Here is a 21,240-nt window from a genome sequence, read left to right as displayed (position 1 = left end):
CGATGGGAAACTCCGCACCATGGCGCAGATCAAGATATTCGGTTATGCAGACAAGATCTCGGTGAAGCCGGGCGACACCATACAATTTCATGTCAGTGCCGATGGCACGTCGACCGCTGAAGCCCATCTCGTGCGCCTGATCCATGGCGACGAGCACCCGCATGGTCCGGGATTCATCGAGGAAGAAATCGACTGCGTCGCCAACGGCACTTGGCAGGTTGAGAAGCAGTTCACGCAGGTCGGTGCCTTCCTCGAGGCGACCGACCCCGATCGCAAGCTCGCGCTCGACGGCAGCATCACGCTCTGTGCGTTCATCTGGCCGACATGGCCCGATGTCGGGCATCGCCAGTGCCTCCTGGGCCGCTGGGACAACGACAGGAATCACGGCTATGGCCTTGGAATCAATCCGAGCGGCAGGCTGGAGTTCTGGGTCGGTTGCGGAAACGAGATCGACTATCTCCAGGCTGAGCTGCCGTTGCAGAAGCAGGCTTGGTATTTCGTCGCGGCCACTTTCGATGCGCGAAGCGGCCGCGCCACGCTGTACCAGGAAGGCGTCGTGAACCGCTACAACAGCCTGCTCAGCAAAGTCGCGCCGGTCGAATACCGCTCGCATGTGTCGGAGATGTTTCGGTTCAGGCAGAACAACCTGCCCGATACGCCATTCCTTGTGGCGGGGTCGCGCGACTGGCACGCGCTGCGCGGTCACTTCGTGTCGCAGCTCTACTGCGGGAAGATCGATCGTTGCGGTGTGTTCGATCGCGCTTTGGCGCGCGAAGAGCTCGATGCGATTCGCGCGGGCGGGAAGCCCCCGTCGGACGGTATGGTCGCGTATTGGGACACCACGAAGGGCTATACCGATCGCGGGATCGGCGATCTCGTAATCGATATCGGACCCAACCAGCTCGATGCGAAGGGCTACAACAGGCCGGTGCGTGCACAGACCGGCTATAACTGGAACGGCCGCAACGACTGCTTCCGGCTCGCCCCGCATGAATACGGCGGCATCGAGTTCCATGCCGACGCGATGATCGACAGCAATTGGAAAGCCACAAAGACGCTCGAGTTGCCCGAAACGCTGCGCAGCGGAGCCTACGCGATGAGAGTACGCGGCGGTGACGGCGAGGGCCTGGCCGAAGAATACATCGTTTTCTTCGTTCGGCCCCGCACGCCTACAGCGCGAATTGCTCTGTTGTTTTCCACCGCGACCTATCTCGCCTACGCCAACGAGCGTTTCGCGACAGACGGCCAGATCGTGCAGCCAATGGCGGGCCAACCGCCGACGATCTCCGAGGTTGATATCGAGATCTACGAAAATCCGGAATTCGGTGCCGGCTGCTACGACACGCATGCGGATGGCGCCGGCGTCTGCTACACGAGCTACCGTCGCCCGATGGTGAACATGCGGCCGAAATACCGGATCGCCGCGTTCGACTTGCCGTGGAATTTTCCGGCGGACCTCTCGATTCTGGCGTGGCTTGAGCACAAGGGGTACGAGTACGACGTACTGACCGATGAAGATGTGCATCTGGAGGGTGTCGCAGCGATGGCGCCCTATGCTTGCATTCTGAATTCCACGCACCCGGAATATCACTCTGAGCGCATGCTCGACGCGCACGAGGATTACATCGCCGGCGGTGGGCGCTTTATCTGCATGGGCGCGAACAGCTTCTGCTGCAATGTGGCGTTTCGCGATGACGAACCGTGGATCATGGAGTGCCGCAAGACAGGTGGCCACTGGATCGCCTGGGCGGCTCGGCCGGGTGAATACTATCTCGCCACGACCGGGCAGATGGGCGGAATCTGGACCGGCTTTCAGCGATGGGGACAGAAGCTGGTCGGCAATACCTTCGCTGGCGAGGGCTTCGCCCATAGCCAGCCCTACCGGCGCATGCCCGACAGCTACGATCCAGCGCTCGCCTGGATCACGGAAGGGATCGAAGGCGAGATCATCGGTGATTTCGGCCTGGGCAACGGCGGAGCGGCGGGCATTGAGATCGACTGCTACAAGCTGGGGTTCGGCACGCCGCCCAATACCAAGATCATCGCATCCTCGGGTGGTCACCCCGACAATTACATCGCTCATGACGAGGAGGGAGCCCACGCCCATCAGGGATTTAGCGGGACGCACAACTACATTCTGCGGGCCGACATGGTGTATTTCGAGGCGCCGAACAATGGTGCGGTGTTTGCAACCGGATCCATCGCTTTTGGAAGCGCCCTTCCTGTCAACGGGTTCGAGAACAACGTCTCGCAGTTGCTCAGCAACGTGGTGGACGCGTTCATCAGGCCGGGCCCGTTGTCCGGCTCGAACACAACTAGGAAAAGCACGGCAGGGCTCGAACGAGTCGCCCCCTAGGAACGTCTCGAATGATTGACTTGCACTATGCGCCGACCCCCAACGGCTGGAAGATCTCGATTTTGCTCGAGGAACTGGGGCTGCCCTATACCGTCGTGCCGATCGATATTCGCGCCGGTGAACAGTTCAAGCCGGAGTTTCTCGCCATCAGCCCGAACAATCGCATTCCAGCGATCGTTGATCGTGCGCCGGCCGACTGTGGCGAGCCGATCTCCGTGTTCGAGACGGGTGCTATCCTGATTTACCTGGCCGAAAAGACCGGACGCTATTTGCCAGTCGATGCGCGCGGTCGTACCCGGGTCTTACAATGGGTGATGTGGCAGACGGCCGGTCTCGGACCGATGCTCGGTCAGCACGGTCATTTCCACCTCTATGCGCCGGAGAAAATCCCTTATGCGATCGATCGATTTCGGCGTGAGGCAACGCGATTATACGGTGTGCTTGATACTCAATTGGGTAAGACCGGGCGCTTCGTCGCTGGCGACGAATACACGATAGCCGACATGGCCTGTTTCCCGTGGACGATGACACATAAGGCGCAAGGCTTCACACTCGACGACTATCCGAACCTCAAACGCTGGTATGCGGAAGTCCGCGGGCGGCCGCAAGTCCAGGCCGGCCTTTCGGTCGGCAAATTCGTGAAGGAGCCGTTCTCGGACGAAGCAAGAACAATCATGTTCGGCGCATCGAAGTCGTGACCGAAGGAATTGCGTCACCCTGGGCGGGTGAAACCGCAAAAGGCGGGTACGTTGCATTGCATGTCAGTCAAGAAGAGAGTGCATGATCGATGATAGAGTTCTTCTTCGACTGCTCAAGTCCGTGGACTTATCTCGCCTTCCACAACATCCAGCGACTGGCAAAGGAGTTTGGCGAGCCCCTTTCGTGGCGGCCGGTGCTGGCTGGCGGCGTGTTCAATGCGGTTAATCCGAGCGTTTATGCTTCGCGCGAAAATCCGATCGTGCCGAAAGCGCGGTACATGTTGAAGGATCTTGCAGACTGGGCGCGCTCAGCCGGGCTTGTGATCAAAATGCCACCGACAGTTTTTCCGGTGAACAGCGTCAAGGCGATGCGCGGCTGCATCTGGCTCGGAGGCGGGATGGTTCCGTTCGCTACCGCGGTGTTCGAGGCCTATTGGGGCGAGGATAGGGACATCTCTCAAGATGCGGTGCTGACGAACATCTGCAAGAAGTTGGACGTCGATCCTGCGGAGTTTCTTCGAGGGATCAGCGACGAAGCGGTCAAGAACCAACTCCGGATCAACACGGACGAGGTCATCGCTCGCGGCGGCTTTGGATCCCCGACGATTTTCGTCGACAGGACCGATATGTATTTTGGCAACGATCGCCTGCCGCTGGTTCGTGAGTTGCTTGAGCGCCGGAAGGGACAGAGCCATCCGGCCTGCAAGAGTGCTCCTTGAGCAAAGAGGTTCGGCGCCTAAAGGTTAAATAACGAGGCGATCCAGACAGCGAGAGCGATCAGTCCTCTGGATGATGACAGGCGACGCCTCCTTCACCATCGGCTCGCCATTGCGGATATACAGTGCGGCATATATCGGATGCACGGGGGCAGCGGGGGTGAAAGTGGCATCCTGCCGGCGGATCGGCGGCAGATGGAATTTCGCCGACGATACGCGGCAATTGGGATCGGATGCCCGGATCGGGGATTGGCGAGGCATCACGCAGCATGCGCGTATAGGGATGGCGCGGTGTGCCGAACACGCGCGAGACCGGGCCGTCCTCGACGATGCGCCCGAGATACATCACTGCGACGCGCGCGCAGAACCACCTGATAACACCGAGATCGTGGCTGACGAGCACGAATGTCAGGCCGCGCCGCGCCTGCAGATCCTTCAGGAGCAGCAGCACCTGTGCCTGCACAGAGACGTCGAGTGCTGATACCGGCTCGTCGGCAACAATGAGCTCGGGCTCGACGGACAGCGCACGGGCGATTCCGATGCGTTGGCGCTGCCCGCCGGAAAATTCGTGCGGGTGGCGGTCGTAGGCGGAAGGCGGCAGGCCGACCTCCTCCAGCAAGGCGATTGCGCGCTCGCGCGCGGCGCGGCCGCGAGCAAGACCATGCACGCCAAGCGGTTCCGTCAACGCTTGGCCAATCGTGCGTCGCGGATTGAGCGATGAATAGGGGTCCTGGAACACGATCTGCATGCGCCGGCGCAGGCGTTGCAGCGTCGATCCCTTGGCGTCAGTCACGTCGGTGCCCGCGAAGCGCACGCGCCCGGCATCCGGCGGAATCAAACCTAACACGGCGCGCGCCGCAGTCGACTTGCCGCAGCCGGACTCTCCGACGAGGCCGAAGGCCTCGCCGCGCTGGACCGCGAAGCTGACGCCGTCAACGGCGCGAACCGTGGTTGTGACCGGGCGAGGAAAGCCCTTGGTCAGAGTGAAGTGCTTGGCGAGATCGTGGACGTCGAGCAAGGTTTCGGACGCGCTCATTGGGTGGCCTTCGGATCGGTCACGTCGCAAAGGCCGTCGCCGACGAGGTTCAGACCCAAGACCAGCACGAGGATGGCCAGACCCGGCCAGATGCACAGCCATGGCGAGTCGAGAATGTTCTCAAACCCGTCCCGCATCATGCCGCCCCAGGTCGACGTCGGTGGCTTGACGCCGAGCCCGATGAAGGACAGCGAGGCTTCGGTGCGGACGGCGGTGGCCATCCAGAGGGTGCCCATGACCAGGAGATCGGTGACGATATTTGGCAGAACATGCACGAGCAGGATGCGCAGATGCGAGAAACCGAGCGCTCGGCCGGCCTCGATGAAGGCGCGTTCCTTGATCACGAGCACCGGTGCGCGCGCGATGCGTGCGAACGGAGCTATCGCCGTGAGCGCGATGGCGATGATGAGATTGGTGATGCTCGAACCAAGGAGCGCCACCATGATCATGCCGAGAACCAGGCTCGGAAACGACAGCAGGACGTCCATCACCTGCATGGTCACGAGATCGAAACGGCCGCCGATATAGCCACTGATCATGCCGATCGCTCCGCCAATGACGAGGGCGGCGGAGATGGACAGGAAGGATACCATGAGGGAGATCCGTGCGCCCCAAAGCAGTCGCGACAGCACGTCACGGCCGAACTGGTCGGTGCCGAGCAGATACTCCGAGCCAGGTCCTGTCAGGCGGTCGATGATATTCTGTTCGAGAGGATCGCGAGGGGAAAGCCAGGGTGCCAGTAGCGCGCCGGCCACGACGACCGAGCAGAGAACGAGGCCAGCAACCGTTGCGGGATCGCTCAAGAGCCGACCGATCGTTGCGCGCCGCGATGAAAGCGGTGCTGAAAGGGCCGCATCGGTCATTGCTTTACCCTCGGATCGATGAGCCCATAGCTGATGTCGGTGATCAGGTTCACGATGACGATCAGGAAACAGTAGATCACCATCATGCCCTGCAGCATGGTGTAGTCACGCTGGGTCAGCGCGCTGACGATCACCTTGCCGAGGCCGGGGCGGTTGAAGACGATCTCGGTCAGGACCGAATTGCCGATGAGGATGCCGACATAGAGACCGACCACGGTGACCACGGGAATCAGGGCGTTGCCCAAGCCGTGGCGCCAGATGATGCCGCGCCGCGACACGCCCTTTGCGCGCGCGGTGCGGATATAATCCTCGCCGAGAACCTGAAGCATCGAGCTGCGCGTGACGCGGACGACATAGGCGGCCATCACGATACCAAGGGTGATAGCCGGCAGGACGAGCTTGTGCAGACCGTCGACCCAATCGCCCGGCCGCGGATTGCCGATCACCGGGAACAGGTGAAGCTGCAGCGCGAACACGATCAGCAGAAAAATGCCCGACACAAATACTGGGAAGGACAGCCCGAGCAACGACAGCAGGCGCGTCAGCACGTCGATCGTGCCGTTGCGATGAAGGGCAGCCCAAACGCCGGAGGGAATGCCGATCAGGCAGCCGATCGCCATCGCCGCCAGTGTCAATACGATGGTGTGCGGCAAGGCTTCGGCAATTTCGGTCCAGACCGCACGATGCGTGACCATGCTGGTGCCGAGATCGCCACGCAGGGCATGACCGAGGAACTCGAAATATTGCGTGCCGATCCAGCGATCGAGCCCGAGTTCGGCACGCAGGGCCGCGAGCGTTTCCGGGGTCGCCCGATCGCCGAGAATGGCGATTGCGGGGTCGCCTGGAACCACGCGCACCAGCAGAAAGACCAGCGTCAACACCGCCAGTAGGGTCGGTATCGAAGTCAGCAATCTCCGGACAACGAAGACAATCACTGGACGATCCCTTGGCTCGGTCGCGCCGACCTCATTTGAAGTGCGTGGCTTCGGTCAGGAGTGGTCCGAGCGACAACGACGCCTTCAAATCGTAGCCATAGTCGAGGTCGGTGCGATGTGCCCAAATCTGCAGGGCTTCGGCGAGCGGAACGGCGCAAACGGCTGCAACGATCTTCTTCTGGGCCTCCACCCAGAGCGCGACCTGCTTCTCGGTATCGGTCTCGGCCTTGGCGGCGTCGATCTCCTTGTCTGCCACGTCGCAGTGGCTGAAATTGGTGACCGCCGTCGGCTTTCCGACGATGCTGGCCGAATGGAAGAACTGAGTGAGGTAGATGTCCGCCACGGGGAAGCGCGCCGCGGCGTAGTAGACGATTGGACTGAGATCCTTGCGGATTTGCTGATGGAAGGTGGCGTGATCGACGACCTGGATGTCGAGATTGATGCCAGCCTTGCGCAGCTGTGCCTGCACGACCTGCATGCTGCCCAGCATCTGCGGCAATTGGGTGTGGATGATCTTGATCGTGACGCCATCGGGATAGCCTGCCTCCTTGAGCAGCGCCTTCGCCTTGGCGATGTCGGTATTGACGAGACCGACATCGTTGGAGGATCCGAGGTAGCCAGCCGGAATCACGCTCTGGCCGGGACGCGCGGTGTCGGCGCCCTGCCACTTCACGAGCTCGGGCCGGTTGACGGCGTAGGCGATCGCCTGCCGCACGCGGATATCGTCGAGCGGTTTCGCCGTGATGTTGAGGTTGAGATTGGCGAGCTCACCCGGCTCGAACACGTCGACCACCGAGTTCGGCAAGGCGCGGATACGGTTGATCCAGGCTTGATCCTGCTTGCCGTAGATGAGGTCGATTTCGCCGTTCTGGAAAGCAAGGTCGCGTGAGGAGTCGGAGGGGATGTAGCGATAGCTCACATGCTCGAGTTTCGGCTTGCCCCGGAAATATCCGTCGAACGCCGCAAGCTCGAGCGACTGGTTCGGAGTGTCGGAGACGAAGGCAAAGGGACCGGTGCCGACCGGATTGCGTGTGAAGTCCGCGCCATATTTCTCGACCGCCTTGCGGCTGACGATGTAGCCGCCGGAGTAGTTGGTGAGGAGCCCAAGCAGGCTTGGCACCTGCCGGGCGAGGACAATGTGGACCGTGTAGGGATCCGTTGCCTCGATGGTCTTGAACGCGGCGAAGTCGGCGGAGAAGGCCGACGTCTTGGCGTCGCTGGCTCTCTTGAGGCTGAAGACGACGTCATCGGCCGTCAGGTCGCCGAAATCGCCGTGAAACTTGACGCCGTGACGCAGATGAAACGTCCAGTCGAGCTTGTCCGAGCTCGAGTCCCACTTCTCCGCGAGATCCGGCTCGATCTGCTTGGGATCCATCGTCCCCGGTTTGAATCGCACGAGGCCGTTGTATATCCAGGCCACGACGGTGCGGTCGATCGTGCTGACCGCGCGGTGTGGATCGAGCTGGCCAACATCCTGGGCCGCCATACCGACCTTCAGGTCGGTCTTCGGTGCCGCCGAAGCAGGCATCGCAACGAGGGTGGCAGCCGCGAGTGCCGCACTAAGCGTGATGCGAAGCGTCATGTGTCTGTCCCTGCTGGTTGATTGATTGGTCCGCTGCGAAACGATCGATACGGAATGGCTCGAGCGGGACATCCGTGTGTCCGTCGAGCACGAGCTCGGTCATGATTGCCCCGATCGCCGGGCCGAGCTGGAAGCCGTGACCCGAGAATCCAAACGCATGAAGCAGGCCGGGCGTCGTGCGGCTCGGCCCGATGACCGGAATATCGTCCGGCATCTCGCCGTCGATCCCGGTCCAGCTGCGGATCACCTGAACGCCCGAAAGCTGCGGGACGAGCTGCAGCGCCTTGGCCATGACGGAATAGCTAGCCTTGGGCGAGGGCCGCGATGATGGAATGTCCGGGTCCGAGTGCCCGCGGCCTCCGCCGAAAATCACGTTGCCGCGTCGGATCTGACGCAGGTAGACGTCGCCGCCGACGACGCCCAGATTTGGCGTGATGAAATAGGGCAGGGGCTCGGTCACGAGCATGTTGGGATTGAGCGGGGACACAGGAACCTGCTCGCCGAATGCGCCTGCAACCGCACCGCCCCAATAACCGGCCGTATTGACGAGATATCGCGCGCGAAATTCGTGCTCGCCCGATGTCACGATGAACTGGGCACCGTCGTGAGCAAACCTGTCGACGGGCATGAACTCGCGGATATCGGCACCAGCATCGCGTGCGGCGCGCGCCAGAGCCGGGCTCAACAGGCGCGGGTTCGCGGCGCCGTCGTCGGGCGCGAACGAGCCAGCCACGACGTCAGGGCCGAGCCACGGATATTGCTGATGGATGGCGTTGCCGCCGATCATGATGAGGGGAAGGCCGTTGGCCTTGGCGACATCGAGATAGGCAACGAGGTCGGCTTCCTCGGTCTTGTTGCGCGCGAGCTTCAGGTGTCCCGTGACCTCGAACTCGCAGTCGGTGCCGATCAGCTCCGGCAGCCTGGTCCAGATCTCGCGGGAGCGTCGGGCGAGCGGCAGTTCCGCCGGATGCCGGCCTTGCTGGCGCACGCCGCCGTAGTTGACGCCGCTGGCCTGTCCGCCAATTTGGCCGCGCTCGAGCAGGATGCATCGCGCACCGCGTTTTGCGAGATGAAGTGCCGTGGAGCAGCCGGCCCCGCCGCCGCCGACGATCAGGACATCGGTCGCCGTCGCACTCATGCGGCCTCCGCGGGTAGGATAGGGATTGGCTTGACCGGTGGCTGTCCACGCAAGCGTCCAACCTCTTCGACCGGGCAGGACAGGGTCGATGCCAGTACTTCGGCTGCGGCCGCGCCGCAGACGCGGCCTTGGCAGCGCCCCATGCCGACTCGGGTCAGGGCTTTCGCCCGATTGACCTCCGGCGGCGGAAGCGTCGCCAGCGTCTCGTTCGCGGCTGCGCGCAATTCACCCGCCGTGATCGCCTCGCAGCGGCAAAGGATCGTATCGTCGGCCATACCGGCGGCGAGCTTTGCCGGAAATGGAAACGCGCGCTCCAATGCGGCGCGGAAGGCGGCGCCGGCTGCAAGCTGCGCATCGAGACGCGCCACGGCGCCGGCGTCAACCGCCAGTCCGCGTGCTGCCAGCACACTCCAGGCGGCGCGCGCGCCAGCCGCCTCGGCGAGATCGGCTCCCCGAATGCCGCTGCCGTCGCCGGCAAGGAACACACCTGCGACGGGGGTTTTCCCGCTCGGATCTTTGCGCGGCACCCAGTTGTGCTGCACGGGATCGAAGTCGAACGGCACACCAGCGAGATCGGCGAGCTGGGCCTCCGGCCTCAATCCAAAACCGAGTGCAACGGCATCGACCGCGACCTCATGCGTGGTGCCGCGCGCATCACGCCAGCTCACGGATTGAACCTGGCCCTCGCCCCCGATTGCGAGAGGCGTCACGCTCTCGGCTATGGGAACACCGTGCGCGCGCAGCCAGGCGATGTAGTAGAGGCCCTTGACGAAAGTCGCGCCGCCGCGCGCCAGCCCGAATGCCTGCGCAGCCTTCCGGGCGAACGCCGTCGTGTCCAGCACGGCCGCGACGTGGGCCCCGGCGCGGGCATATTGGTAGGCGACGAGATAGAGCAGAGGACCTGTTCCAAGAAAGGCGACACGCGCACCGATAGCGCAGCCCTGCGCCTTTAATGAAATCTGTGCTCCACCGAGCGTGAAGACACCGGGCAGCGTCCAGCCGGGCAGCGGGATGACCCGATCCATTGCGCCGGTGCAAAGGATGGTCTGCGCGAAGGGTATTGCTCGCGCCTTGCCGTCGCAGATCGTGTCGATCAGGCCAGGCCGCAAATTCCAGGCGAGCGTTCGCGGGCGGAAGTCGATCGACGCGCGCAGCCGGTCGAAAGTCTCGTGGATGGCACGTGCCTTGTCGGCCTCAAATCCGTAGAGAACACGCGCAACGCGGTGAAACCCGGCCGGTTGGCGCTGATAGATGCGCCCGCCGTTGTCCGGCGCTTCATCGATTACGGTTGGGCGTAGGCCCGCGCCGATGAGGACCTCCGCTGCGCGGGTGCCGGCCGGGCCGGCGCCGACAATCACGACGCTCATGGCTGCACCGTCCCGCGCGACACGCGCATGCCTTCGGTTATCGGGGTGCTGCAGGCGCGCACGCGACCGCTGCCTTCGACGCTGACCCAGCAGTCCTGGCATGCCCCCATCAGACAGAAGCCCGCACGCCGGCCGTCGCCGAATTCGTTCGTCCGGAGATAGGTGTCTTCCGTGAGGATCGCCGTGAGCAGGCTGTCGCCCTCGAGCGCGGCCATGGGGCGACCGTCGAGCGTGAAAGACACCGCGGGGCGATCCGTCTCCGCCAGACGTTGCAATCTCATAGCATGTCCTCCAGCCGGCAATTGACCAGCAGTTCGGCGATGGTGGCGCTGTTGGGCAGCCGCAGGACCGTCGTGATCAGTTCGGCGATGTCGTGCGGATCGCTCATGTTCTCGCGCGGCCATTTGGTGACATTCGCGGTCAGGTCGGTCGCGACGAAACTCGGGCAAATCGCGGTCGCACGAATGCCGTGGTCCCAGCCGTATTGCCGCACGGCATGCGTGAGCGCGACGAGCGCAAACTTGCTCATCGCGTAACCGACGTTGGGATTGCGGACCCGCTTGCCCGACATCGAGGCGATGTTGATCACGCGTCCTTCGCCGCCCTTGGCCAGGTGCGGCAGCGCGAGGCGAATGAGCCGCATCGGCGCCTTGACGTTGATCAGCATCATGGCATCGAGCGCCGTTTCGTCGGGATCGGTGAGGTCGGCTTCCGGATTGATTCCGGCCGCGTTGATCAGTCCGTCGAGCCGGTGGAAACGATTGATCGTCGCTGCAATCCATGCTTCCGCCGAGGGCAGCGACTCCGCATCATAGCGGTGCAGCATCAGCCGATCGGACGCGGCAAGCCCGCGTGCATCGCGTACACCGGCCGAGACGAAATAGCCGCCATCAACCAGGCGCTCCACCACCGCGCGGCCGATCCCGCGCGAGGCACCGGAGACCATTACGACCCGGCCAGAGGCGTCAAGCACGGGCATACTCCTTTGCAAAAGTGTTGGTTGCGACATGGCAACGCGCCAGATGCCCTGGGGCGGCGGCCGCCAGAACCTGTGGCGCCTCGCACCCATCGCGTCGTAACGGGCAACGTGGCGCGAAACGGCACCCTTTCGGCATGTCGTTGAGGGGCGGAACGCGGCCGGGAATGGCGGCGAGGGACTGCTCCGCACGATCCATGCGCGGGATCGCCGAGAATAGCGCGCGCGTATAAGGATGAGCGGGATTCGCGAACACCGCGTGCACCGGCGCTTCTTCCACGATCTGGCCCGCATACATGACCGCAACGCGATCGGCGATCTGTGCGACGACGCCGAGATTATGCGTGATGAACAGCATCGCCATGCCATGGCGGCCCTTCAGGTCGGACAACAGCCCAAGCACCTGCGCCTGGATCGTCACATCGAGGGCGGTCGTCGGTTCGTCGGCGAGCAGCAGGGTCGGTTCGCACGCAAGCGCCATCGCGATCATCACGCGCTGGCGCATGCCGCCCGAGAATTGATGAGGATAATCGTGGAAGCGGTGCCTGGCGGACGGAATTTTCACTTCCTCGAGAACCGCCAGCGCCTTCGCCTGCGCATCCGCCCGCGATAGCCCCCGATGGACGCGGAGCGCCTCGGCAACCTGCGCGCCGACGCTCATCACCGGGTTCAGGCTCGTCATCGGCTCCTGGAAGATCATTGTCATGCGGTCGCCGCGCAGCGCTTCGAGCTTCGTCTCATCGAGCGTTCGCAGATCGGTTCCGTCGAGGAGGATACGGTCCGCCGACACGCGACCTTGCGGCTCCGGGACGAGGCCCATGATGGAGAGCGCGGTGACCGACTTTCCGCAGCCGGATTCGCCGACCAGCGCCAGCGTCTGGTTGCGCTCGAGGGTGAAGGATGCGCCGTCGACGGCCGGGTACCACTCCGCACGAACGCGAAATTCGACTCGAAGATTCTCGACACGCAAGACCGGTTCGCGCATGGGGCTGGACTGCCGGAGCGAGGACGTCACCCGCTATTCAGGTCTTTGCTCCGCGGCGTGTCAATGCAATATTCCAATATGCGCAAACGTGACGAGCAGTTTTTCCGGTATTTGTAATTGGGTGCCGTCATTCAGTGGAGTATTTTCAACTGATGGATGATGTTGGCGCAGGGCCTTCCGGGAGTCTGCCGCGCGCGGTGGCCTTGCTGCGCGTGCTGGCCGCGAGCGGCGGCGAGGGGATGCGGCTGACGGATGCGGCCGAGAGAGCCGGCGTGACGCCGGCTTCGGCGCACAGATTGCTGCGCATGCTGATCGATGAAGGCTTGGTGGAGCAGGACGCGCGCAACAAGCACTATCGGCTCGGCATCGAGTTTTTTTCGCTTGCCGCCCGTGCCGGGAACCCCGGCAATCTGCGCGAAGTTTGTCGACCCGGGCTGTTACGGCTATCGGCGGCGCTCGGCGATACGGCCTTCTTGCTGGTGCGCAGCGGATATGACGCGGTCTGTCTCGATCGCTGTGAGGGACCGGTGCCGATCCGTTCCTTCACCGGAGATATCGGAGGCAGAGTGATCCTCGGGGTCGGGCAGGCCAGCATGGCGATTCTGGCCCACCTGCCGGAAGCGGAACGTGACGAGGTGATCCGCTTCAACCTGCCGCGTCTGCTCAATTTCGGTCCATTCGACGAGGTGTTCTTCCGCAAGGGAATCGAGCAGGTGAGGGAAACCGGCTACGCTGCGCGTGGCAGCGGGCTGCTGCCCGGCATGGCCGGTGTCGCCGTTGCGGTCCTTGATCGCGAAGGGCGACCGCTCGCCGCCATCAGCATTGGCACCACAGTCGAACGGCTGAATGCCGAGCGTTTGCCGACAGTGGTCCAGGTGCTAAGGCGCGAGGCAGAGGCGCTGGCGGCGAAGATCAACCCGTTCGACGCCGCCTTGCGCAAGCCGGGGCATTATGCCGGATCCTATTGAGATGTCCCGAGAGCGGAAAGCGTCGACCGGCGCCGTGTGATGCGTGCTGCAGAGCGAGGCTTTTGTAGCCGCCGCAGCTCGAGCCTATGCCGAAAGCTCCAATGCACCGATGATGCCCGCGAAGCGCGGCTTGAGGATTTGCGCCAAGAAGGGCGAACGATCCGGTGAAGCTGCGCCGCGAGTGTATGTCCGTGATCGTCGTGCGGGCCAAGTTGGCCCACCGGCTTGACTCGCCATCTCATGAAATTCATAGTTACCATGATGCGATTGAATTAATCGTATTGCGATTACGTCAAGAGCGGCAGGGCCATCGTCGGTCCTCCAGGGGAGGCTGGTCGGATGGCACTGATCGAGGCGTTCAAGCGGTTGCTGGGCGACACGGCCGTGCTGACGCGCGAGGAGGACCTCGCTGCCGTCACCGAAGATTGGCGCGGCCGTTTTCGCGCGCCCGCGCTCTGCGCCGTCCTTCCATCCAACACTGAGCAGGTCGCGGCCGTTGTTCGTCTCTGCGTCGAGAGCGGCGTGCCGGTGCTGCCGCAGGGCGGCAACACCAGCCTTTGCGGCGGTGCGACGCCGTCCGACGAAGGCGAGCGCCCCGTCATCGTTCTTCTGACGCGCATGCGCCGGATCCGCTCGCGCGATCCCGTCAACAACACCATCATCGTCGATGCAGGTTGTGTGCTCGCGAGCATCCAGGAAGCCGCCGCAGCCGTGGAACGACTCTATCCCGTCAGCCTGGGCGCCGAAGGATCCTGTCAGATAGGCGGCAATATCGCGACCAATGCGGGCGGCACCGGCGTGCTGCGTTACGGCAACACGCGCGACAACGTGCTCGGTCTCGAGGTCGTGCTGCCGGATGGCTCGATCTGGGACGGGCTCTATGCGCTGCGCAAGAACAACACGGGCTACGACCTCAAGCACCTCTTTATCGGCTCGGAAGGGACGCTGGGCATCATCACGGGGGCGGTGCTGAAGCTGCATCCGCTGCCGACGGCGGAAGCTGTCGCCTGGCTCGCGGTCGAAAATCCGCAAACGGCGCTCGACGTGCTCGGCCTGTTCCAGGCCTCCTGCAATTCACGCCTGTCGGCGTTCGAATTGATGAATGGCGAACAGATTCGACTCGTGCTGGAGCAGGTGCCGGGTCGGCGCTGCCCGTTTGCCGAGATCGATACCTGGCACGTCCTGGTCGAGCTCTCCGACACCGGCGAGCCCGGCGCATTGGCAGCGGCCATGCAAGGCGTGCTCGAGCGCGCGCTCGAAGCCGGCATCATCCGCGACGCCGTCCTGGCGTCGAGCGAAGCGCAGCGCAAAGCGATGTGGCTGGTTCGGCACAGCGTATCGGAAGCCAACAAGAAGGCCGGCGTGGGCCTTACGTCAGATTGCGCGGTACCGGTCTCCGCGGTGCCCGCCTTCATCGACCAGGCGATGGCGTCGGTGCAAGCCATCATCGCAGATGTTCGGTTCGTGATCGTCGGCCACCTCGGCGACGGCAACGTTCACTTCATTCCGTTCTTCAGCTTTGCCCAATGGGACGCGCTGCCGGATCGCGACGCGGTCGCTCAGCGCATCCGCCGTGCCATGAACGAGGTCGCAAGCTCCTTGCGAGGCACTTTCAGCGCCGAGCACGGCGTCGGGCGCACGCTGATCGGCGAGATGACCCGCTACAAGCCGCAGGCCGAGCTGGCCTTGATGCGTGCCGTGAAACATGCGTTCGACCCGAAGGGGCTGTTCAATCCCGGCCGCGTTCTGCCGCCGTCACCGAGTGCCACGCCAAACATCGCAACATCGCAAAGAGGGGACTGAAGACATGAGCCAGCTTCCGAAGATCATCACCTCCCGTCGCCGCCTGCTGCTTGGTGCCGGCGCCGTCGCGCTCGCCGCACCGGCCGTCTGGTCACCGTCACGCGCCGCAGGCAAGCGCATCGTCGTGCGCGACGACGGCGGCATCTACACCAAGGCCTATAGCGCGGTATTCTACCGTCCCTTTACCGAAGCGACCGGGATCGAGGTCGTCGGCGTTCAGGCCAATGCCGAGCCCGTCGCCCAGATCAAGACCATGGTCGACACCAAGAACTACACATGGGACATGGCCAAAATCAGCTGGCCCGCGATCTTGCTGCTGACGACCGGCAACAAGCTTTATCTCGAGAAGCACGGCCTCGAATCCGAGCCGGTGGTCAAATCGATTCCGGCCGAATACATGTCGCCCTACGGCGTCGGCACCAACGTCTACACCACCGTGCTGGCCTATCGCACCGACGCCTTCAAGGGCCGGAAGGCGCCGCAATCCTGGGCGGACTTCTGGAATGTGAACGAGTTCCCGGGCCGCCGCGCTGTGCGTAAATACGCGTTCGACACAATCGAGGAGGCGCTGATGGGCGCGGGCGTGCCGACCGCGCAGGTGTATCCGTGCGATCTCGACAAGGCCTTTGCCTCGCTCGACAAGATCAAGCCGCACGTCGCTGTGTGGTGGACGAGCGGTGCGCAGGTCGAGCAAATGCTGACGTCGGGCGAGATCGACCTGCTGCCAACCTGGGTGTCCCGCCCGCAGGCGGCCCAAGCGGCCGGCGCGCCCGTCGAGATCGTCTGGAGCCAGGGCATTTGGGGCGGCGACAACTGGTCGATCCTCGCAGGCACGCCAAATGCGGACGCCTGTCGCGAGTTCATCAAGTTCGCCTCTGACCCGAAGCGACAGGCGGCACTGACGGAATATTTCCCCGCCGGCCTCACCCAGCCGGAGGCCTTCAATTACGTCAAGCCAGAGATCGCGAAGAATTGCCCGACCTATCCGGACAACATCAAAGTCGGCTTGAAGATCGATGCGAAATACTGGCTCGAGAACCAGGCGGCTGTGATCGAGCGCTTCAATAGCTGGGTGCTGAGCTAATCCGTGCTGCCGCAATCGGAGCTGTCCATGGTCCCGTCGAGCCTGCGCATTTCGAAACTGTCAAAGCGCTTTGGCGACTTCGTCGCACTGGCGCCGACCAGTCTCGACGTCGGCAAGGGAGAGTTCCTCACGCTGCTTGGCCCCTCCGGGTCCGGCAAGACGACGCTGCTCAGCCTGATCGCCGGCCTTGCCCGTCCGGACGAGGGGCGGATCCTGATCGACGACGCGGATGTGACGCATAGCCCTGCCTATGAGCGTGACATCGGTGTGGTGTTCCAGAACTACGCGCTGTTTCCGCACATGAGCGTGGAGGACAACATCGCATTTCCGCTGAAGATGCGGAAGATGAGTGATGCCGAGGCGCGCAAGCGGACGATGGAGGCGCTGGAGACGGTGCGCCTGCCGCACGTCGCAAAGCGCTATCCGCGCGAGCTCTCCGGCGGCCAGCAGCAGCGCATCGCGCTGGCGCGTTGCATCGTCTATCGACCCGCAATCATCCTGATGGACGAGCCGCTCGGCGCGCTCGACAAGAAGCTGCGCGACCAGATGCAACTTGAAATCAAGCGCATCCATCGCGAGCTGCGCACCACGATCGTCTACGTTACCCACGACCAGGAAGAAGCGATGACGATGTCGGATCGCATCTGCCTGATGAATTCAGGCACGATCGAGCAGCTCGGCACGCCCGAGGATCTCTACTTCCGTCCCCGTTCGGTGTTCGTCGCGGACTTCCTCGGTGAGTCCAACCTGCTCAGCGCCACCGTGCGGGATGTCGATGCAGATGGGCTCGACATCGTCCTGACCCATCAACAAGCCGGCTCGCGCGCCGTCGGCAATGGGGCGCGCTTTACCGCCGGCGAGCCGATCAAGGTCATGGTGCGGCCGCAGAACCTGCATGTCGAGTCGGCCACGACCGGCGCGGGCGGTCTGACCGGCAGGCTCGTCGACGTGATGATCAGTGGCAGCCTCACCAGACTCTACATCGCACCGGAGACGGCCGGGCTGCCGCAGCTGGTTGCGGCCTATCCGACCCGCTCGAGCCTGGTCCCTCATGAAATCGGACAGCTCGTGTCGGTGGGCTGGAATCCGTCGGACGCGGTTGCGATCGGCGATAGCGGAGGGCATTGACGTCATGGCGTCTGCCAAATCGCGCGCGTTGCCGCAAGGCCAGGTATGGAGCTGGATCGCCATGGGCGGGCCGCTCGCGCTGCTGCTCGTGTGTTTCCTGGTCTATCCTGTCGGCCAGCTGCTGCTGCTCAGCGTGCAGAACGACAGCGGCTTTACGCTGGCGCAGTATCGTCAGCTCTTCGCGTCCTCCGTCTATGTCGATGTCCTGCTCATCACCTTGAAGATCTCGCTGGTCACGACGCTGGTTTGTGTCGTCACCGGCTATCCCATCGCCTATCTGATCTCGATCGTCGGCAAAGACCGGAAGGCAAGGTTGCTGTTCTTCGTGCTGCTGTCGTTCTGGACGAGCTTTCTGGTGCGCGCCTTTGCCTGGGTTGTGTTGCTCGGGCGCAACGGCGTCATCAACAAGCTGCTATTGTCGCTCGGGATCGTCTCGACGCCGGCGAGCCTGCTTTACAATTTCGGTAGCGTTCTCGTCGGCATGGTCAATGCGCTCCTGCCGCTCGCCGTTCTCACGATGTTGTCGGTCATGGAGAACATCGATCGCAACTTGCCGCGCGCGGCGGCGACGCTCGGGGCAGGGCCGGGCATGGCGTTTTGGAAGATCTATTTTCCGCTCTCGCTGCCGGGCGTCGCTGCTGCCGGCATCATGGTGTTCGTCACGGCCATCGGCTTCTTCATCGTGCCGGCGCTGCTCGGCGGCCGCCGCGAGACCATGATCACGCAGCTCATCATCGACCAGATCCAACAGACCATGAATTGGGGCTTTGCCGGCGCTATTTCGGTGTTGCTCCTGCTCGTCGTGCTGGTCGTGTTCGCCGCCTACGACCGGCTGCTGGGGTTGTCGACCATGACGGGAGCGGCCACCGCACGGAAGGCAGTGCCGTCGCGCCTGAGCGGACCGATCCAGAAGGGCGGCGATACGCTCCTGACGCTGCTCGGCTCGCTGTTCGATGGCATTATCGACCTGCTGCCCTCGCGCAAGCGCGATCGCAATCCGGATCAGCCAGGTCTCGGTCTGCAGATGTTCGTCTGGGCCATGCTCCTCGTCATCAGTCTGCCGACGCTCCTGATGATCCCGCTGTCGTTCGGCAATGGCGGTCTCAATTGGCCGCCGCAGGGCTTTACGCTGCATTGGTACGAGACCGTGCTGGTCTCGCCGCTGTGGACGCAGGCGCTGCTGCGGTCGCTGATGGTCGGCATCGGAACCGGGCTGCTGGCGATGCTGGTCGGCACGCCGGCCGCCTTCTTGCTGGTGCGGAGCGAGATCCCGGGCAAGGCTGCCTGGCTCGCTTTCATCCTGTCGCCGATCGTCGTGCCACGCATGATCATCGCGGTCGGCCTGTTCTACGTGTTCGCACGCATCGGTCTCGTCGGCAGCGCCTTCGGTCTCATCCTCGGGCATACCGTCGTGGCCGTGCCTTATGTCGTGATGACCATGATGGCGGTGCTGCGCAATTATGACACCCGACTTGATCTCGCGGCGCAGAGCCTCGGTGCGAGGCCGTTCGCCACGTTGCGTCATATCACCTTTCCGATCCTCGGCGCCGGCATGATGTCATCGTTTCTGTTCGCCTTCGCGACGTCGTTCGATGAGCTGACCATCGCGCTATTTGCGACCGGCGGCCTCAATGCCACGCTGCCGAAGCAGTTCTGGGACGAGGTCACGCTGCAGGTTTCGCCGGTGATCGCCGCCGTCTCCACCTGCCTGTTCGTCTTCATGGGACTATTGATCTTCGTTGCCGAACATCTGCGTCGGCGCGCTGCCGCAAGATAGCCGTCCCACTCTCTCAGGAAGAGGTTCTCTCATGCTTACTGCATCTCGTCTTCGCGGTCTGTTTCCCGCGATTCCGACCCCGGTCAAGGCCGACGACACCATCGACGCCGCTGCCGTGTCAGCGTTGTTCGCCTGGCTCACCAAACAGGGCATCGATGGCGTGGTGCCGCTCGGCGGCACCGGCGAATATGGCGCGCTGGCACGCTCCGAGCGTATCAGGATGGCTGGCCTGTCGGTGAAGGCCATGAACGGCAAGGGCCCGGTGATTGCCGGCGTGCTGGACGCCGGCTCCCACGATGCGCTGCAGGCCGGCCGCGAATTCGCCGCCGAAGGCGTGGACGGCCTCCTGGTTCTTACGCCATATTATACCAACCCGACTCAAATCGGCATTCGCGACTATTTCCTGCGCTATGCCGATGCCTCGCCCGTGCCTGTCCTGATCTACGAGATTCCCTACCGTACCCGGATCGCGATCGAGCCCAGGATCCTGCATGAGCTCTCCAGGCATCCGAACATCATCGGCATGAAGGCCTGCAATCTCGACATGTATCATTTCCTGCAAGTGGTCGCGGGTGTCGACGAGAATTTCGCGGTGCTGAGTGGCGAGGACAGCCTATTTCCGCTGCATCTGGCGGCCGGCGCCAAGGGCGGCATCATTGTGACCGCGTGCCTGTTGCCGCGCGCCTGGCGGCAGATTTTCGAGACGGCCGTCGCCGGGCGCACCGCAGAAGCGCTGAACCTGCATCGCCGGCTGATCCCGCTCATGAATATGGCATTCGCCGAGACCAACCCGGGTCCGATGAAGGCGGTGATGGATCTCATCGGCGTGGATGCCCCGCACATGCTGGCGCCGCTTGTGCAGCCGGCGCAAGGGCTGGCATCCGCGCTTCGGGTCGAGTTCGGCAAGCAGCTCGCGATTTCCGAGGACGTCGGGTGACAGAGGGACGGAGACATGGCGCGCAGTAGCCGAGGCGGATCAAAGAAATCCGGAAAGGCCATGAGCCCGAAGCGGGCTCGTGCTGAGACGAGCACGGAAAGAAGCGCCGAGCCGACGCGCTCGTCCCTGTTCGTCGGCTCGACCGAGAAGGCCTTCCAGGTTCTGCATGCCTTCGATGGGCCGCGCCGTTTCATGACGCTCGCCGATATCGCGCGCACGGCCAATCTCGATCGCAGTGCCACTCAGCGCCTGGTCTATACGCTCGAAAGGCTCGGCTATCTCAAGCGCATTGAGGGCACGCGCAACTACGGACTGACCTCGAAGGTGCTGCAATTCTCCCACAGCTATCTCAAGGCCAACGAGCTCATCGACAAGGCGTCGCCCTATCTTCTCGACATGAGCCGCAATCTCGGCGAGACGTGCAACCTGCATGAGCTTGACGGCCATGAGGTCGTGTTCGTGGCGCGCTTTCCCGGCCGGCACCTCATTCATATCGATTTCGTGATCGGAAGCCGGCTGCCGGCCTATTTCACGGCGTCCGGCATCGCCATCCTGTCGGCTCTTCCCGACGACGAGCGGCGACAACTCCTGACGCTTACGCGACTCGAGCCGCTCACGCCGCATACGATCACGGATCCCGAGAAGCTCCTGGAGCAGGTTCATATCGCGGCCAAGCGCGGCTATTCGATCCAGATCAATCAAAGCGTCATGGGCGACATCTCCGTCGCCGCGCCGATCATCGACGAGCACGGGCGGGCCGTGGCCGCCGTCAACATCTCCGTGCCCACGACGCGGTGGACCACGGAACGTGCCGAGGCCGAGTTGGTGCAGCATGTTCACGTCGCCGCAACCTCGATCTCGAAGTCCAAGTTCAAACGCTACGCGGCCTGA

General features: G+C 63.3%; 19 protein-coding genes. 10 read left to right on the top strand and 9 right to left on the bottom strand.

All coding sequences use genetic code 11. From position 1 onward, the window contains the following. Positions 1-19: 19 nt before the first annotated feature. The 3 genes from BM374_RS09765 to BM374_RS09755 all read left to right on the top strand — a co-directional run bounded on the left by BM374_RS09765 (position 20) and on the right by BM374_RS09755 (position 3,773). On the top strand, positions 20-2,356 hold the full coding sequence (locus tag BM374_RS09765) for a N,N-dimethylformamidase beta subunit family domain-containing protein (protein WP_092291320.1): 2,337 nt from the start codon (positions 20-22) through the stop codon (positions 2,354-2,356). Positions 2,357-2,367: 11 nt separating this feature from the next. After that, a complete protein-coding gene (locus BM374_RS09760; protein WP_092291318.1) occupies positions 2,368-3,054 on the top strand; it encodes a glutathione binding-like protein in 687 nt (228 codons plus the stop codon). Between the two features lie 89 nt (positions 3,055-3,143). Continuing rightward, positions 3,144-3,773, top strand: coding sequence for a 2-hydroxychromene-2-carboxylate isomerase (locus BM374_RS09755; RefSeq protein WP_092291316.1), 630 nt, complete (start codon positions 3,144-3,146; stop codon positions 3,771-3,773). A 58-nt stretch (positions 3,774-3,831) separates the two neighbouring features. Here the strand turns inward: BM374_RS09755 and BM374_RS09750 are convergent, their stop codons facing one another. Genes BM374_RS09750 through BM374_RS09710 form a run of 9 tightly spaced genes read right to left on the bottom strand, consistent with a single transcriptional unit; the run spans position 3,832 to position 12,652 of the window. Beyond that, positions 3,832-4,806 (bottom strand): ABC transporter ATP-binding protein, encoded by a 975-nt coding sequence (locus tag BM374_RS09750; protein WP_092291314.1) that lies wholly within the window; start codon positions 4,804-4,806, stop codon positions 3,832-3,834. Further along, positions 4,803-5,669 carry an ABC transporter permease gene (locus BM374_RS09745; protein ID WP_092291312.1) on the bottom strand — a complete coding sequence of 289 codons (867 nt, stop codon included), beginning with the start codon at positions 5,667-5,669 and terminating at the stop codon, positions 4,803-4,805. The genes BM374_RS09750 and BM374_RS09745 overlap by 4 nt, the downstream gene beginning before the upstream one ends. Beyond that, entirely contained in the window at positions 5,666-6,604 is a 939-nt protein-coding gene (locus BM374_RS09740; protein ID WP_092291310.1) for an ABC transporter permease, read from the bottom strand. The genes BM374_RS09745 and BM374_RS09740 overlap by 4 nt, the downstream gene beginning before the upstream one ends. Positions 6,605-6,635: 31 nt before the next feature. After that, on the bottom strand, positions 6,636-8,186 hold the full coding sequence (locus BM374_RS09735) for an ABC transporter substrate-binding protein (protein WP_092291308.1): 1,551 nt from the start codon (positions 8,184-8,186) through the stop codon (positions 6,636-6,638). Then, positions 8,164-9,324 carry an NAD(P)/FAD-dependent oxidoreductase gene (locus tag BM374_RS09730; protein ID WP_092291306.1) on the bottom strand — a complete coding sequence of 387 codons (1,161 nt, stop codon included), beginning with the start codon at positions 9,322-9,324 and terminating at the stop codon, positions 8,164-8,166. Before BM374_RS09730 ends, BM374_RS09735 begins: the two co-directional genes overlap by 23 nt. Then, a complete protein-coding gene (locus BM374_RS09725; protein WP_092291304.1) occupies positions 9,321-10,691 on the bottom strand; it encodes an FAD/NAD(P)-dependent oxidoreductase in 1,371 nt (456 codons plus the stop codon). Before BM374_RS09725 ends, BM374_RS09730 begins: the two co-directional genes overlap by 4 nt. Then, positions 10,688-10,972 (bottom strand): (2Fe-2S)-binding protein, encoded by a 285-nt coding sequence (locus BM374_RS09720; RefSeq protein WP_092291302.1) that lies wholly within the window; start codon positions 10,970-10,972, stop codon positions 10,688-10,690. The genes BM374_RS09725 and BM374_RS09720 overlap by 4 nt, the downstream gene beginning before the upstream one ends. Beyond that, the gene (locus BM374_RS09715; RefSeq protein WP_349509985.1) at positions 10,969-11,670 is read right to left on the bottom strand and encodes an SDR family NAD(P)-dependent oxidoreductase; all 702 of its coding nucleotides are present in this window, start codon (positions 11,668-11,670) and stop codon (positions 10,969-10,971) included. The genes BM374_RS09720 and BM374_RS09715 overlap by 4 nt, the downstream gene beginning before the upstream one ends. Further along, positions 11,657-12,652, bottom strand: a complete 996-nt coding sequence (locus BM374_RS09710) for an ABC transporter ATP-binding protein (RefSeq protein ID WP_092291300.1) — start codon at positions 12,650-12,652, stop codon at positions 11,657-11,659. Before BM374_RS09710 ends, BM374_RS09715 begins: the two co-directional genes overlap by 14 nt. 152 nt (positions 12,653-12,804) lie before the next feature. Here BM374_RS09710 and BM374_RS09705 point away from each other — a divergent pair, with 152 nt between their 5' ends. The 7 genes from BM374_RS09705 (at position 12,805) to BM374_RS09675 (ending at position 21,240) form a co-directional block, all read left to right on the top strand. After that, on the top strand, positions 12,805-13,620 hold the full coding sequence (locus BM374_RS09705; RefSeq protein ID WP_092291298.1) for an IclR family transcriptional regulator: 816 nt from the start codon (positions 12,805-12,807) through the stop codon (positions 13,618-13,620). A 339-nt stretch (positions 13,621-13,959) separates the two neighbouring features. Beyond that, a complete protein-coding gene (locus BM374_RS09700) occupies positions 13,960-15,423 on the top strand; it encodes an FAD-binding oxidoreductase (protein WP_092291296.1) in 1,464 nt (487 codons plus the stop codon). A gap of 4 nt (positions 15,424-15,427) precedes the next feature. Beyond that, complete coding sequence (locus tag BM374_RS09695) at positions 15,428-16,507, top strand: ABC transporter substrate-binding protein (RefSeq protein ID WP_092291294.1); 1,080 nt, start codon at positions 15,428-15,430, stop codon at positions 16,505-16,507. Positions 16,508-16,534: 27 nt separating this feature from the next. Next, positions 16,535-17,635: an ABC transporter ATP-binding protein gene (locus tag BM374_RS09690; protein ID WP_092291910.1), complete on the top strand. Its 1,101-nt coding sequence runs from the start codon at positions 16,535-16,537 to the stop codon at positions 17,633-17,635. 4 nt (positions 17,636-17,639) lie between these two features. Then, positions 17,640-19,412: an ABC transporter permease subunit gene (locus BM374_RS09685; protein ID WP_092291292.1), complete on the top strand. Its 1,773-nt coding sequence runs from the start codon at positions 17,640-17,642 to the stop codon at positions 19,410-19,412. Positions 19,413-19,443: 31 nt separating this feature from the next. Beyond that, a complete protein-coding gene (gene dapA, locus BM374_RS09680) occupies positions 19,444-20,349 on the top strand; it encodes a 4-hydroxy-tetrahydrodipicolinate synthase (RefSeq protein ID WP_092291290.1) in 906 nt (301 codons plus the stop codon). Positions 20,350-20,409: 60 nt separating this feature from the next. After that, the gene (locus BM374_RS09675; RefSeq protein WP_244552564.1) at positions 20,410-21,240 is read left to right on the top strand and encodes an IclR family transcriptional regulator; all 831 of its coding nucleotides are present in this window, start codon (positions 20,410-20,412) and stop codon (positions 21,238-21,240) included.

The organism is Bradyrhizobium sp. Ghvi (genome assembly GCF_900115265.1).
Classification (GTDB): Bacteria; Pseudomonadota; Alphaproteobacteria; order Rhizobiales; family Xanthobacteraceae; genus Bradyrhizobium.
This window is presented reverse-complemented; position numbering and strand designations above follow the sequence as displayed.